The sequence below is a fragment of the Sphingomonas natans genome (assembly GCF_030546695.1).
GTDB classification, from domain to species: Bacteria; Pseudomonadota; Alphaproteobacteria; order Sphingomonadales; family Sphingomonadaceae; genus Sphingomonas_I; species Sphingomonas_I natans.
Genome location: NZ_JAUOTP010000009.1, coordinates 93,455 through 108,073, shown reverse-complemented (window position 1 = coordinate 108,073; position 14,619 = coordinate 93,455). Strand labels below are relative to the sequence as shown.

12 protein-coding genes are annotated in these 14,619 nt (G+C 61.0%); 4 read left to right on the top strand and 8 right to left on the bottom strand.

Going from position 1 to position 14,619, the window contains the following annotated elements:
- Positions 1-10: 10 nt before the first annotated feature.
- Complete coding sequence (locus Q4F19_RS17440; RefSeq protein ID WP_303545273.1) at positions 11-883, top strand: glycosyltransferase family 2 protein; 873 nt, start codon at positions 11-13, stop codon at positions 881-883.
- On the top strand, positions 880-1,977 hold the full coding sequence (locus Q4F19_RS17435) for a glycosyltransferase family 4 protein (RefSeq protein WP_303545270.1): 1,098 nt from the start codon (positions 880-882) through the stop codon (positions 1,975-1,977). Before Q4F19_RS17440 ends, Q4F19_RS17435 begins: the two co-directional genes overlap by 4 nt.
- On the opposite strand, the gene Q4F19_RS17430 is transcribed toward Q4F19_RS17435, so the two are convergent.
- From Q4F19_RS17430 to Q4F19_RS17395, 8 genes are all read right to left on the bottom strand, one after another.
- Entirely contained in the window at positions 1,916-3,091 is a 1,176-nt protein-coding gene (locus tag Q4F19_RS17430; RefSeq protein ID WP_303545267.1) for a glycosyltransferase family 4 protein, read from the bottom strand. The two genes, Q4F19_RS17435 and Q4F19_RS17430, sit on opposite strands and share 62 nt — an antisense overlap.
- 44 nt (positions 3,092-3,135) lie before the next feature.
- Positions 3,136-3,759 (bottom strand): polysaccharide biosynthesis/export family protein, encoded by a 624-nt coding sequence (locus tag Q4F19_RS17425; protein WP_303545264.1) that lies wholly within the window; start codon positions 3,757-3,759, stop codon positions 3,136-3,138.
- Between the two features lie 2 nt (positions 3,760-3,761).
- Positions 3,762-4,439, bottom strand: a complete 678-nt coding sequence (locus Q4F19_RS17420; protein ID WP_303545261.1) for a sugar transferase — start codon at positions 4,437-4,439, stop codon at positions 3,762-3,764.
- Positions 4,440-4,694: 255 nt separating this feature from the next.
- A complete protein-coding gene (locus tag Q4F19_RS17415) occupies positions 4,695-5,888 on the bottom strand; it encodes an acyltransferase family protein (RefSeq protein WP_303545259.1) in 1,194 nt (397 codons plus the stop codon).
- A gap of 314 nt (positions 5,889-6,202) precedes the next feature.
- Entirely contained in the window at positions 6,203-6,355 is a 153-nt protein-coding gene (locus Q4F19_RS17410; RefSeq protein WP_303545256.1) for a hypothetical protein, read from the bottom strand.
- The gene (locus Q4F19_RS17405) at positions 6,352-7,893 is read right to left on the bottom strand and encodes a sulfatase family protein (RefSeq protein WP_303545253.1); all 1,542 of its coding nucleotides are present in this window, start codon (positions 7,891-7,893) and stop codon (positions 6,352-6,354) included. Before Q4F19_RS17405 ends, Q4F19_RS17410 begins: the two co-directional genes overlap by 4 nt.
- Positions 7,890-9,305: a sulfatase family protein gene (locus Q4F19_RS17400; protein WP_303545250.1), complete on the bottom strand. Its 1,416-nt coding sequence runs from the start codon at positions 9,303-9,305 to the stop codon at positions 7,890-7,892. Before Q4F19_RS17400 ends, Q4F19_RS17405 begins: the two co-directional genes overlap by 4 nt.
- Positions 9,306-9,312: 7 nt before the next feature.
- Complete coding sequence (locus Q4F19_RS17395; RefSeq protein WP_303545247.1) at positions 9,313-11,802, bottom strand: TonB-dependent receptor domain-containing protein; 2,490 nt, start codon at positions 11,800-11,802, stop codon at positions 9,313-9,315.
- 325 nt (positions 11,803-12,127) lie between these two features.
- Between Q4F19_RS17395 and Q4F19_RS17390 the strand changes: the two genes are divergently transcribed.
- Both Q4F19_RS17390 and treA read left to right on the top strand, forming a co-directional pair.
- Positions 12,128-12,970 (top strand): alpha/beta hydrolase, encoded by an 843-nt coding sequence (locus Q4F19_RS17390; protein ID WP_303545244.1) that lies wholly within the window; start codon positions 12,128-12,130, stop codon positions 12,968-12,970.
- 15 nt (positions 12,971-12,985) lie between these two features.
- The gene (gene treA / locus Q4F19_RS17385) at positions 12,986-14,551 is read left to right on the top strand and encodes an alpha,alpha-trehalase TreA (RefSeq protein ID WP_303545241.1); all 1,566 of its coding nucleotides are present in this window, start codon (positions 12,986-12,988) and stop codon (positions 14,549-14,551) included.
- Positions 14,552-14,619 lie beyond the last annotated feature (68 nt).

The following is a 14,619-nucleotide window of genomic DNA, read 5'->3' as shown; positions in this document are numbered from 1 at the left end:
GGAGACGTATATGCGTATTTTCGTGGCGATCCCCACCATAGGCCGACCTGAGACAGTGCGGCGCGCAGTCGACCACCTAGCCAGTCAGACTCGATCGCCAGACGGCATCGTCGTCGTGAGCGTGCGCCATGAGGATGTCGCCGACCTTGCTCAGTCTCCGATGCAGCCTGAAATTCTGTTTACGGACAAAGGATTGTGTCTCCAGCGCAATCATGCGCTACGGCATATTGCTGATCGAGCCGATGTCGTCCTGTTTATCGACGACGACTTCCTTGCCGCCGATGACTATCTGGCCGAGCTTGAGCGTTTGTTCGTGTCCCAAGCGGACGTCGTGGGCGCGACGGGTCGCGTGATCGCTGATGGAATCCATCATGCAGGGTACAGTTTCACCGACGCGCTGGAGCTGCTGCGAAAAGACTCACCTCCGTCTGAGCGGCGCGAATATCCCGAGCGAGCGCTCTACGGTTGCAACATGGCAATCCGACTATCTGCGCTCGGCGACCTGCGCTTTGATGAGGCGCTACCGCTATACGGCTGGCTGGAAGACATCGACGTTACCTTTCAACTCGGACGACATGGCCGCCTCGTCCGCTCGAACAAGCTTTCGGGCGTTCATATGGGCGCGAAGGGGGGGCGGACTTCCGGTGTCCGACTCGGTTATTCGCAGATCGCAAATCCAATTTACCTGCTGCGGAAGCGAAGTGCGCCGCCGCTGCTCGCGTATGAAATGATGCTGCGCAACGTCGTGGCCAACCTTCTGCGCAGCATGTCTCCGGAAGCTCATGTCGACCGCCGCGGCCGGCTACGAGGCAATTTTCTCGCCATGGCACATCTCGCGACCGCCCGGCTCGACCCCCGCTATATCTTAAGGATCAAGTCGTGAGCCCCCCGCCGCGCGCGATTGCCTTCAACGGCAAATTTTATAGTGGTGGATTGAATGGAGTGCATCGCGTTGCCGACCGATTGATCCGAGAGGTAGACCGGCAGGTGAGCGATCTTCCCGTCAGCGAGCGACCGCCGATGCGCTTGCTCCTGCCAAGAAAGCGGAGCTGGACGCCTACTCTTCAGGCTACGCTGCTCGACGAACAGCGGCTTGGGCACACTCAGATCTGGGAACAGGGAATTCTTCCCGGCGAAGCGAAACACGACGTTCTTGTTAACTTATGCAATCTTGCTCCCCTGCGGCACCACCGCCAGCTCCTGCTGCTTCACGACGCGCAGTACCGCTTCAGAGATTGCTCCTATCCTTTTCGTGAACGCTGGGGACATCGCTTACTGGCGCCACGCATGGCAGGACGCAGCGCTCGCGTGCTCACCGTGTCACAATATTCCCGTCAAATCCTCGATCTCACAGGGGTCGTCGAACGACACAGGATCGCGATATTGCACAACGGTGCAGATCATATCCTCGACCTTGAGCCTAATCGCGACGTCTTTGAGGAAATGGGTGTGACGGCCAACGAATATGTTGTCCTGTTCGGAAGCACCAAGCGATATAAGAATGTCGAACTTCTCTTTGACGCATTCAAGCGACCTGAGCTCGCCGGAACCAGCTTAGTGGTGATAGGAACGGGCCGCGTTGCACACGAGCGCGCCGGCATGACGCCGCCCGCAAATGCCATATTTACCGGTGTGATTGATGACGGCAAATTGCGCGCGCTTTACGAAGGTGCGATTTGCGTTTGCCTCCCGTCTCGCACCGAGGGATTCGGCCTGCCACCGGTCGAAGCCATGCTGCTGGGATGCCCAGCTATTGTTGCGCCCGCTGGCGCTATGCCCGAGATTTGCCGCGATGCAGCCACTTACGCAGACGTGGATGAGCCCGGCGAATGGATCGCCGCAATCTTGGCATTGAAGCAAGACCTAGCACTTCGGGCGCGCAAGATCGCCGATGGTCGCGCGCGCGCGGCAGATTTTACTTGGCGGCGGGCCGGCGAACGGTTGCTTGGCGAGCTTCTGACGCTCGCCAACGGATGAGTGGCGATCGTGCCTTTGGCGTTGGCGCGATTTTGATCGTCGTTGCCACGTCGAGAATGATCTTTGCCTGGCCTTCCCACGTGAACGTGGCGGCTTGATCCCTACCGAGACTGGAGAGGCTGCGCGCGAGCTCGGGCTCGTCGAGAATACGACAAGCCGCGGCGATGATAGCCTGATGATCCGACGGGGCACAATAAAGCGCTGCTACACCGCACCGCTCGCGCATCACTGGCAGGTCGGACAGGATGACCGGGCAACCAAATGTCATTGCCTCGCTCGGGGGCAATCCAGATGCCTCATAAAATGACGGGTAAAGAAGGAAGTCGGCTCCATGGTAGAGCTCCGCAAGCTCGTGATCCGCGACATAGCCGTCAAACCTGATAAGGTCTTTTACATCTTCGGGTACCGCCGCCGCCTCGGCGTAACTCATTGGATTCGGTGGACCAACAAATCGAAATGGGCGCCGGCGCTGCCGCGCGAGCGCAATTGCGGTCGCCATCACGGCCTCGATATTTTTCCTCCTGGTGAAACTACCAATGTACAGTCCATACCCCTCTGACGGCGGACCGCTTCGTATGGCAGGCGCGACGGTGTCGTGGATCCAGCTGCCGTTGGGCGCAACCATGACCTGCCCGTTGATTTTGTTGTTGCTCAACAAAACAGTTCGCTCCGCTTCCGACACACTAAGGACGATGTCTGAGCGGCGCAGGATCAGACTTTCGATAAAGTGATGCGCAAGCCTGTAGCCAAACGAATAATCATCTGGGAACTGTCGATAGGCCTGATCGTGCAACATCACCATCGTCGGTTGGCGGCGCAGCAAACTTGAGATCGGAGCGCTGTTGCCGAGGCAAAGTAGAATTGCCTTGCCGATATGGCGGGGCAAGATCGCCTGCTCCCACCAATTGCCTGCGCCGCCACCCGAGTGGGTGAGGATGATATTGCGTAAAGCATAGGGTAGCCTCGTACCGGCCGGGACCACCAGCCGCACGCGCAAGGTCCGAAAGGATGGCTCATCAAGCAGACGGTCGATCGCCTGTGTTATCTCGTGCGCGACACGTTGGACGCCCGTCAGCGGTTGAGTTGCAAAACGACCATTGATCAAAACTTCCAACAGGCTTCTCCAGTCGCCGCGATTTCTGAGGATGACAATGGCCGCTACAAATAGCGCTCGCCGACTCTGATCGTATCGCCCGGAAGGACCGATACCGGCCGCTTGCGTAGCTTCACCTTCCTCTCCGCGCTGTCGTCTGAGCTGCGCACGAAAGCGGTGCCGCGATTGGCGCGGTAGGTGAAGCCGCCGGCGGCTGCGATCGCCTGGTCGACGCGCAATCCCGCAGCATATGGATATTCGCCCGGACGATTTACCTCACCCAGCACGTAGTAGGGCCGATAGGAAATGGCTTCGATGGCGACACGCGGGTCATTGACATAGCCTTTGCCAAGACGCTCTCGCAGTGCCTCCCTCACTTCGCCGATCGAACGCCCTCTCGCATCAATTTCGCCGATAAGAGGAAAAGAGAGAATGCCATCGGCGGTAATGCTGTAGTCGCCGGTCAGCGCGGGCTCGCCAAACACGGTGACACGCAGCCTGTCTCCACCGCTGAGCCGGTAAGCCGTATCCGCAGGTAAGGGGGTGGGCTTGGTCGGCTCAGACGAGATTGGAGCACAAATAGCAGCGGCAGCGCAAACGGCGATGGTGCCGCGATCGCGCCAACCGCGCCAACCGAAAATCCAGCGCCAGTCATACGGCTCGCGGGCAGATAATCCGATTCTTCGCATGCTTAGCGATCCTTGTCCGGCGCCGAGCGTGCGACAGCCTGCGCTAGGATTTTTACATCTAGGCCTAATGATCGCCGGCGCGAATAAAGCACGTCGAGAGCGACGCGGCGACGCCTGGACCTGCTGCGGCGCCCGCTTGTCTGCCACAAACCTGTGATTCCGGGGCGCAGGCTCGTATAGTGGCTCAGATAATGTCCGTAGAACGCGATATCGGCTCCCACAATCGGCTGCGGTCCGACGAGGCTCATATGTCCGCGGAGCACGTTAAAAAGTTGTGGCAAATCGTCAAAGCTGGTTCGTGCGAGCAGCTCGCCAAAGGGAATTAGCGGCATAACCGGCCGACCGCATTGCTCGTCATCCCGGATCCAACGAGATGCCGAACCGAGTTGGAAATAGTCCGGCCGATCAGGAGCTCCATAAAGAACCCGGGTGCGAAATTTCAGACGGGCGAAGTCTCGGCCCCCTCGGCCAAGCCGCCGATGCGCGATGAAGACCGGCCCGGGATCAGTGAGGAAGATCGCAACCGCAATCACCACCATGAGGGGTGCTACGACGAGAAGCGCCGCGAACGCCACGCCTATGTCCATCAGTCTCGACACATCGGTCGGCCAGCCGTCGGGCAGACCGAGACGCAAAGCAGGCCGGCGCGCCTTTTGAACGAGATGCATGGCTCCGGGCATGAACGCGCCTCCCCGCTACAAAATCGAATGCCAGCGCCTCGTCAGCTCCTCATGCTGCCAAGGCCGTCTCGATCTTCGTGATCAGAGCAATTTGGCATAATCCTGCGATTGCCGCCCCGACTATTACGGGTGCAACCTTGCCCGGACGGAGGGCGCGGAGTCCGGATGCCCAGCCGACGAAGACTGGGTCAGTCGCCCATTTGGAGGCGAATTGCCTATGGGCGAAGGTGCCGACCAATAAGCGCCCTCGAAGCATCATTGCACTCGCGACCGCTCAAGCGCGAGAGCCTCTTCCGCCGAGCGAGATTGAAGACGCGCTCCCACGCGACGACCAAATGCAATACCGGGCTGCTCAATCCACCGAAAACTTGCCCAGGCCATGGCAATCGTAAGACCGAGCGTCGCGACAATGTTGACGAACTCGGGCGCGATGCGAAGACATATCGCCATTGCAATCGGATGTAGGAGATAGATAGAGAGACTAATCGCTCCAAAGCGCGCGACGCCTTTATTTTCGAAGATGCGTGTTGTCCTGAGCGCCGGATGCAGGATTGTCAGGAATAAGGCTGGCGCAAAAAGCCATGGCCAGAATGACTGGGCAAAAGTTATGGTTGGATGATGGAAATGGCCGAACGCGACTGCGTTTCCCACGGCCATGATCGACAGGAAGACAAACACATCGCGAACAAACGTAGAGGTCCTTATCTCTCGGCTAAGCCATCGAAACGACTGAAACCCGATAGTCGCCGCATAAATCATGCCAATGCGTCCCATCGGCATTCTGTGCCCGACCGCCAATGATAAAATGATCGAACCAGCTGATGCAAGAGCGGCAGTGCTGGTCAATACTGATCCTGACCGCGACCCGAACTTTCGCCATCCGAAGGCAAAGAGAGCATACCAAGCAAATTCAAGGATGAGCGTCCACGTGACGCCAAGGAATGCCGGCCGCCCAAAAAAATCATTGATGAGAAGCAGATTTGCCAGCCAGTCGGATAGGGTTGCGTGCCAGAAGGCGGATCGAGGGTCCCGAGCAACAACCTGTACTATCGCCCAGAGAATGAACGCCGCGATGAGTGCCGGATAAATGCGAAAGACACGGCGGATCGAGAAATTCGCAATATCGAGCCCCCCCTTGACCGAGATCGGCATCACCAATCCGCTGACTAAAAAAAACAATACAACGCCGAACACCCCTGGACTGAGATTTGTTATTGAATTCAATATATGATAGCGGGATTTTTCGAATATGTGCTGAATAAGCACCGATGATGCGGCAACGAGCCTTAAAGCGTCAACGAATTCATATCTTTGCGAATCATCATCGTTTGGCCGAAAAGAATGCTTTCTATCAGCTATATTGCTCTTCCGTGGCATACCCGCATCCCTGACGGAATAAAACAAGACGATGAGTAGGCGCAAAACGAACCGCACTTTTACCTTTTTCAAGATAGCTCTTACGATTTGACTGATCGTGCAGCAGGATGGAAACTGGGATTTTTCGGAGTTCATCCACGCAAAGCGGCATGTCTTGCTGCATCTAAACGACACGCAATCCAAGTTCGCGATACGATGTTGTAAGCCCCCCGGCGCCGTTTACGTGGCGATACACGCCCCAGCCGAGCGCTGCCTCCCTTCAAGAGGAGTAATACTATTATTCTCTTGAACGCTGACTAGTCACGATGCCGGGGTGAGCACCTTCACAACCGCTGGGCCGCAAATTCATAGCCGGCGTGATCTGTAGCGTTGGTGTCAGGGTCCCTCTAGACCATGGCATAGGGTGCGACCGCAGCCGGCGAGAGCTGCCCGAAGTTGGCCAGCGTGCCGACGAACGGTTCCGCCAGATCGACCGACCGGCCCCATGTCGCGGCGGGCGTGGCGAGCGTCAGCGCGAGCGCGGCGACCGGCTTTCTCACTGCGTCGGCGTGCGAAAGAAGTGTGATGGAAAGGGCGCCATGCCCGGCCCTCGCGGATCGCGCAGTTCGTTTCGCTCGCCCGCGTCGGGGCTCAGCGGGATCTGCATGCCGTCCGTCGTCTGCAGCAGACAGAACAGTCTGGCGCTCATGCGCTCTGCTAGATCCTCATGTCCCGGTCGGGCGAGCAGATTGTCATTCTCCCGCGGATCGGCCGCGAGATCGTAGAGCTCGTTCAAATCCCAAATGCCGTGGAAGTGCATATATTTGTAGCGGTCCTCGCGCAGCGCGTGGACGGTCGGCGTCTGAGGGAAGTTTTGCTCCCAGTAATATTCGTACAGCAGCTCTTTTCGCCATGGCACGCTTGCCGCCCCTCCAATCAGGGGAAGCATGTTCGCTCCAGCCATCCCCGCGGGCGCCTCCAACCCGGCGGCGGCGAGCATCGTCGGCGCGACATCGATATTGGCGACGACCTGCTCCACCACCCCGCTGCCGAACAGCGACGGGCAGCGCATCAGCATGGGGATGCGCATCGATTCCTCGTAGGCTGCGCGCTTGTCGATCAGGCCGTGCTCACCGAACATGAAGCCGTTGTCCCCCATGTAGAGGATCAACGTACGGTCCAGTTCGCCACGCTTGTGAAGGAGCTCCATGATCCGTGCGATGCCCTCGTCGACGGAGAGGAGCGTTTCCATATAGCGCTTGTAATAGTCGCCGATATCGAGCGCACCGTGATATGGATAAGCGACGCCGTGCCAGCTGTTGCGCTGGTTCTCCACCCACATCGGCCGGCCCGACACGCCCTGCTTCATGCTCTCGGGATAGCGGAAGACCTCCTTATCGTAGCGACCTCGATGGCGTGGCGCCGGGAGGAACTCCGAATGGACCGCCTTGTGCGCGAGGTGCATCATCCACGGCCGCTTTCCATCGCGCTGTTCGATCCAATCGATAGCGCGGTTCGTCAATTCATCGGTGATGTAGCTTGTCTGCGCCACCTTGCGGCCGTCGACGTTCAAACCGTCCGGGTGCGGCAGATAATGGCCCTGCCCCTTGAAGCTGACCCAGCGGTCGAAGCCCGGCTGCGGCGCGTCGGTTTCGATGCCCATATGCCACTTACCGATGAAGGCGGTCTCGTAGCCGGCGGCCTGGAGATATTCAGGATAATAAATCAGCCCGTGTGGGATCGGATGGTTGTTGTCGATCACACGATGCTGGTGCGCGTAGAGACCGGTGAAGATCGTCGCTCGGCTGGGCGAGCAGAGCGCGGTCGTGACGAAGGCGTTGCGGAAATGTACGCCTTCCTGCGCGAGGCGATCCAGCGTCGGCGTGTCGCCGAACGTCTGCGCCTTCATGAACCCCATTGCATCGTACCTATGATCGTCGGTGAGGACGACGAGAATATTGTGGGGTGTCGCGCCCGGCCTGCGCGGCAGCGCAAGGCGCTTTTCGGGCGAGGCTGCGGTGGTAGCGAAGCTGTATAGACCGAACGCGCCCCCGGTCCCGGCCAGAAGAACACCGCGCCGGCCGATGCCCTCGCTCATTTCTGCGCCTGGTGAGCGTAGGGATCGGTCTGGCCGAAGAGCCACGGATCCTTCGTCTCCGCCCGCATCGCGCGCAGGCGCCCCGCGAGCGCGGCCTTGATGCTGGCATAAGCGGGGTTGTCGGCGACGTTGGTCAGCTCGTTGGGATCGCGGGCGAGATCATACAATTCCTCCGCCGGTCGCTGGAGATAGGCTGTCTGCGTACGCTTGCCGAGCCGGATCGCGGAATCGGCCAAGATCGCCTTCCACGCAGGCGACCCGGCGACGTCGCCGGCAATCGGATAGGGCAATTGGGAAGCGAGATTGAGGATGTAGTTATGCGCCCGAGTACGGATGGCACGCATCGGATAATATTGATCGATCTCGTGGAAATTGTGGCTCGCGAAGACCGCATCGCGTGCCGGATCGTCGGCCTTGCCGAGAATGGGTAAAAGGGAGCGGCCGGACAGTCGATAGGTGGTGGGGGGCGCGACGCCGGCCCAGTCGAGCACGGTCGGCGCAATGTCGGTCCAGCTGATCATCGCCTCGTTTGCCGCCGGTGCGCCACCCGGCGCGCAGACGATAAGCGGCAGGTGCAGCCCCGGATCGTAGAAGTTGGTCTTGGCACCAGGAAACGGGCGTCCATTGTCGCTGAGGAATATGAGGAGCGTGTCGTCCGCGCGGCCGGTGGCGGCAAGATCGTCGAGGATCATGCCGACACCCGCGTCAAGGCGACTGATCGACTCAAAATATCCGGCCAGGTCTCGCCGTATGGCGGGCAGATCGGGCAGGTGCGAAGGGACGACGATCTGGAGCGGATCGTAGTGCACCGGTCTTACCTCCGGCCATGCGCGATCGTTGCCATAATCGACCGGAGCGCGGTGAGGATCGCTGAAGGCGACGGTGACGAAAAAGGGACGATCGTCACTCGAACGGATGAAGCTGGCGGCGGCGACCGCGAGCTCGCGCACGTCCCGAATGCCCGATCGCTCCGGTACCAGTTCCGCCTCGTAGGGAAAAGCGCTGTCCGGCCCGACATGCTTCTTGCCAACCAGCGCGGTGGCATAACCCGCGCGCCTCAGCAGCAACGGAAGCGTCTCGATGCCCGGCAACAACGATTGGTGGTGAACGTCGTGCTGGAGGCCGTACATGCCGTTCTGATGCGTATAGAGCCCCGTGTTGATCACCGCCCGACTCGGGCTGCACGAGGATACCGCCGCATAGGATTGGCGGAACAGCGTTCCACTGCGCGCCAGCCGGTCCAGTCGCGGCGTTTTGACGGCAACGCCGTAGCAACCAAGGTCGAGGCCCTGATCGTCCGATATCAAAAGCAGGACGTTGCGCTGCCGACCTCGCTGCCGTTGCCCGACGGCCGGCGCGGCGGACATCGCCGCCGCACCGGCCATCCCTTTCAGGACGTCGCGGCGGTCCATCGGGCGATTAGAACTCGAACGCTGCGCTGAACCGGAAGGAACGGCCGAGGATCGGACGCGCTAGGATCGCCCCGGTGCCCTGCCCGCCGATGATCCGCGGATTGCCCTCGGTCAGACCAATCTTGTCCGTCAGGTTGTTGCCTGTCACCTGCAGCCGGATACCGTTGTCGAGCGTGACCGCGACGCCGGCGTCGAGCTGGTAGAAGTGCGGAAGCGTCTGCAGATTCTCCGGATCGGAGAAGCGATCGCCGGTATATTGCAGCGTGGCGAACAGCGACGGCCGTACCCCGCCGACATCAACGTCCACTGCCGGGGTCACACGCCAGGTCCATTTTGGCTGGCGTTGCACCCGGTTCCCGGTGTTGTCGATCGCGCCGTTGCCGGTGAAGAAGCCCCGATACTTGGCGTCAAGATATGTGCCCGCCGCCGTCAGGCTGAACCATGTCGTCGGGCGTAGCGCGCCTTCCAGCTCGACGCCCGTCGCCTTGGCACCGCCATTCGAGCTGACGGGCACGTTGTTGATGAGCGTGGTGGTCGCAAGACCGTCGAATTTGTTGTGGAAAGCGGTGGCGTAGAGATTGACCATGCGCGTCGAGATTTTTACGCCGGCTTCGTAAGTGTCCACCTCGGCCGTCGCAGCCAAGCCGGTCTTTTCGGCAATGTTGACCGCCGACGCCTCGCGCAGATTGTCGAACTGCGGGAAGCTGTTGCCCCTGCTGTAGCGCGCGAACACCCCGATTTCGCTGGTGAAATCATAGTTGGCGCCCGCCGTCCACGACCAAGCATCATCCTGATAGCGAATCGAGCGATTGGCACCCAGCACGGTGACCGCATTGTCGTACAAGGTCAGCGGATTGCCATCGAGGTTGATGGTGCCGCCTTCGGCGGCGGTACGTGGGGTTGCTAGTACCGCATCGACGTTATGCCGCTGCCACCGGACGCCGCCGTCGATGCGCAAGTCGGGCGTGACCTGCAATTCGTCGACCGCGTAGAAAGCTGCGTCCTCGCCATTGTAAGTGGCGCGAACCTGGAAGGCAGGACCGCTCGAGAAGCCGTCGAGCGTGGCGGTCCGGCCACCGTTCAGCGTCATGTTGATCCGACGCGCATTGGGCTCGGCTGCAAGCAGCACCTGATTGCCCAACGCCCAGACATCCCGCGACGTGTAGCTCGTATAATAAAAGCCGCCCGTCAGCTTGTTCTTGCCCGCCGCCCACTCGAAGCCGGTGTCAGATACGAAGGACGTGATCTTCTTCCGCACTTCCCATATGCCGGCCCGCAGGAGGCGCGCGTCCGCGCCACCCGCGACCGCGGCACCGTCGCTCGCATACGTGAGCGTGGCCACGGTGGAGCCGGGGCCGCCGAGAGTAGCGGCCATTGCCGATGCTGCAACGGGAGCTTCCACAGGAACGAGACCGAGCGTGTCAGCATTGCCGCCCAGATAGCTCGTTCGCTCGCGCAGACGCAGGCCGTCGACAAGCTCGTATTCGAAGGTGAGGCCAGGGTTGAACACCTTCGCGCCGCGCCCCTCCGAGAGGTCCAGCCTGCGGCCGACCACGTTGGTGGTGATCCGCGTATCGCGGCCCATCAGCGTGCCCGTGCCTGCATCGAATCCGGGATAGGCGCTGATGTCGCCTTGGCCGTTCGTCACCACTGGTATCGGCAGCAGCCATGCGCCGCGATCGTTGAGATACCGGGCATAAATCTCAATCGAGCCTCGCCCATCGAGATCATGGTGTATGTTGCTGGTGAGCTGGCCGCCCTTTTCGGCGCGAAACTGCGGATCGCGGACGCCGTGGCTCTGGGCGTAATAGCCACCGATCATGAAGCCCGTGTCCTCGTTCAGCGGGCCGGAGATCCAGGCATCGCCCCTGATCTCCTCGAAATCGGTGTAGGACAGTTTTGCGAGGCCGTGGAACGTTCGACCGCCAATGCGCGGCACCACGTTTACGGTCAGGCCAGGCTGGCCGTTCGAGAAGAGTGAGCCGGTACCACCGCGCACGGCTTCCACGCGCTGCACTGTTTCGTCCAGCCGGATCAGCTGGGAATTTTCGAGGAACGACAGTGTCGGCGGCGCAAAGATCGGCGTGCCGGCATATTGGAAGGTCACGAATTGCGCGTCCCCCCCCGAGGGATAGCCACGCACGAAGATATTGGCTCCGTTCTGCCCGCCCGAACTTTCCGCCATCACACCGGGAACAGTGCGAAGCAAATCCGCCGTACTGTTCGGCGCCGCTCGTTCGATCGCATCGTTGTTGAGAGCCGTCACCGCAAACGAAGCATCCTGGCGGCGTGTACCGCCGCCAGCAGTGCCGACCACGACGATGTCTCCGCCGTCGGGTTTGCTCGTGTCGACCAGACCTTGCTCCGGCGTGGCGCGCTGACTGCTGTCCGCGGCCTGGGCGCCGGTCGGATCGCTTTGCGCGACGGCGGGCCCCGAAGCCAGCAGAGCGCCAGCAGCTGTACTTATAAGCAAATGGCGGATGGACGCGGATCGCATAACCTTCTCCCCACATTGGACCCGACTTCAAAGACGGTGCCGCTTGAATGGGAATAATTAGTACCGAGTCGGCCCTTGGTCGACGCGGAACGACGATGTAATCTTCAGAACAAAAGGGTAGTGTCGCCTTTATGCCACAGTCGATCCGAGGTCTGCTGATCGCGTTGCTGGTGAGCGCTCAGGCACCAGCGCAGACGGTGCAGGTGCCCATGATGACACTGCGCCGTCCAGCTTGCTTAGTGCCGAGGGCGCGTCGGATGATGACGCGGCAACAAGCAATCCACCTCCCGGACTTTGGCGATAATGTTACTGCGGTGCGCGCGTATTGGCCCGCTACAACGATGACCGCCTGACCGAGATGCGCCGTCATTTCCGCACCACCGAGCGGCGCGAGACAATGGGAGGCGTGCCGGTCGAGGTGGTGCGCCCAATCGGGAAGACGCCCGCCCGCAACGTCTCGCGCGCCCTCATCAACGTCCATGGCGGCGCGCTCCTGTGGGGCGCGGGTAGCGGCGCGCTGGTCGAGGCAATTCCTATAGCGGCCACAATGGGGGTGGTGACACTCGATTACCGGCTTGCGCCCGAACATCGCTTCCCCGCTGCATCGCAGGACGTAGCGACGGTCTATGTTGCCTTGCTCCGGCGCGTGCGGCCCGAAAATATCGTCATCTACGGCTGCTCGGCCGGCGGTATCGGCACGGCCCAGACCGTCGCATGGCTGCGGAGGGCGCGTGTCCCACCGCCGGGCGCAATTGGCACTTTCTGCGGTACTGGCGCAGCCTATGCCGGCGACAGCGCCTATCTTGTCGATCCGCTGACGACCGGCGGGCGCATTCGGGCCGGAGTGCCACCGGACATTCTGCCGACCGTTTATCTGAAGGGCGTCCCAGCAAGTGACGTGCTCGCTTATCCGCTGCGATCTGACGCGGTTATGGCAACGTTACCTCCCGTGCTGCAGCTCGCGGGTGGCCGTGACTTCGCCGCGAGCATCCTGACGGCACAACATCGGAAGCTGAGCGCGCTTGGCGTCCCAAGCGAGCTTCAGATCTTCGACGGACTTGGCCACGCCTTCTTGGTCTGGCCGGACATGGCAGAATCAACCGAAGCATATCGGCTTTCTGCCGATTTCTTGGATCGGCATCTGGGCGTACGCGCCAAGAGCCACTGACGAAAGGAGGAGGTAATGAGGATCAAGCGCCCGCTGGCAGTGACCCTGCTCATGGTCTCGACGCTGGTTGCAAGCCCGATCGCGGCGCAACAGGCATCGCCGCAGGACGTGTATGGCGCGCTGTTCGCCGCAGTGCAGACAGGACGCATCTTCCCGGACGGCAAGACCTTCGTCGATGCGGTTCCGCGGCGATCGCCGGAGGCGATCATGGCGGACTATCGCCGAGCACGACCCGCCAATCCCGAAGACCTGCGCGCCTTCGTCCTCGCCAATTTCACCGTGCCGGGCGTCAACGATCGCGGGGCCGCCGGCCTTCGCCGTCACATCCGCCTTCTTTGGCCTACACTGGTGCGCCAGCCTGAAACGGCCCCGGCGGGAAGCTCGGCGCTGTCGATGGGCAAGCCCTACGTGGTCCCCGGCGGCCGGTTCCGGGAAATCTATTATTGGGACAGTTATTTCACGATGCTGGGCCTTGCGGCCGACGGTCAGCAGCCGTTGGTCGAAGGGATGCTAGCTGATTTTACCGATGCGATTGAACGATACGGCCACATTCCCAATGGCATGCGCACTTATTATCTCGGCCGGTCGCAGCCCCCCTTCTACGCTGCCATGCTGGATCTCTCGACGGACGAAGATCCGGCGCTCGCCGTTCGCCGGCTGGCGGCGCTCAAGCAGGAGCATGCCTATTGGATGAAGGGCGCGGCCTGCCTCGACGCCGATGGCGCCTGTGATCGCGTCGTGCGCATGCCTGACGGCACCTTGTTGAATCGCTACTGGGATGATCGTCCGCTGCCGCGCGACGAATCCTTTGCTGAGGATCTGGTGACCGCGCGCCAGGACCCGAACCGCGCGCCCGCGGCGATCTATCGGCATTTGCGCGCAGGCGCCGAGAGCGGCTGGGATTATAGCAGTCGGTGGCTCGCCGACCCGCAAAGGCTGGCGTCTATTCGCACAACCGACATTGTGCCGGTCGATCTCAACAGCTTGATGCTGCTGATGGAAGAGGCGATCGCCCAACGCAGCGCCGCGGCAGGCGATGCCGCTGAAAGCGTGCGTTTCCGAGCTCTTGCCGCGCAGCGGCACGCTGCCCTCGATCGCTATTTCTGGGTGGCAGTCGAGAGCCGCTACGCAGACTGGGATCGCGTCGCGCGTCGACCAACACCGCGCGTATCAGCCGCCACGCTCTATCCATTATTCGTCGGCGCTGCCTCGACCGAGCAGGCTGCAGCAGTAGCAGCTTCGGTTCGCCGTACCTTGCTCGCTCCAGGCGGCCTGCGCACCTCGCCGCTCCGGACTGGGCAGCAGTGGGATTCACCAAACGGATGGGCGCCTCTGCAATGGATCGCAATCGCCGGCCTGCGCGCGTCGGGTCAGGCCGATTTGGCACATGAAATTGCAAGACGATGGATTGGCACGATTGGCGCGGCATATGCTGACACGGGCAAGATGTTAGAAAAATATGATGTCGAGCAGCGCAAACCGGGCGGTGGCGGAGAATATCCCGCGCAGGACGGGTTTGGCTGGACCAATGGTGTCGCGAGCACGATACTCGAACGATATCCAGATTTGGAGCAGCCATGATTGACACCGTATGCGCTCTTTCCGGCTGAGCCATATAGCGCTTATACATTACGACACGAGCATGACGC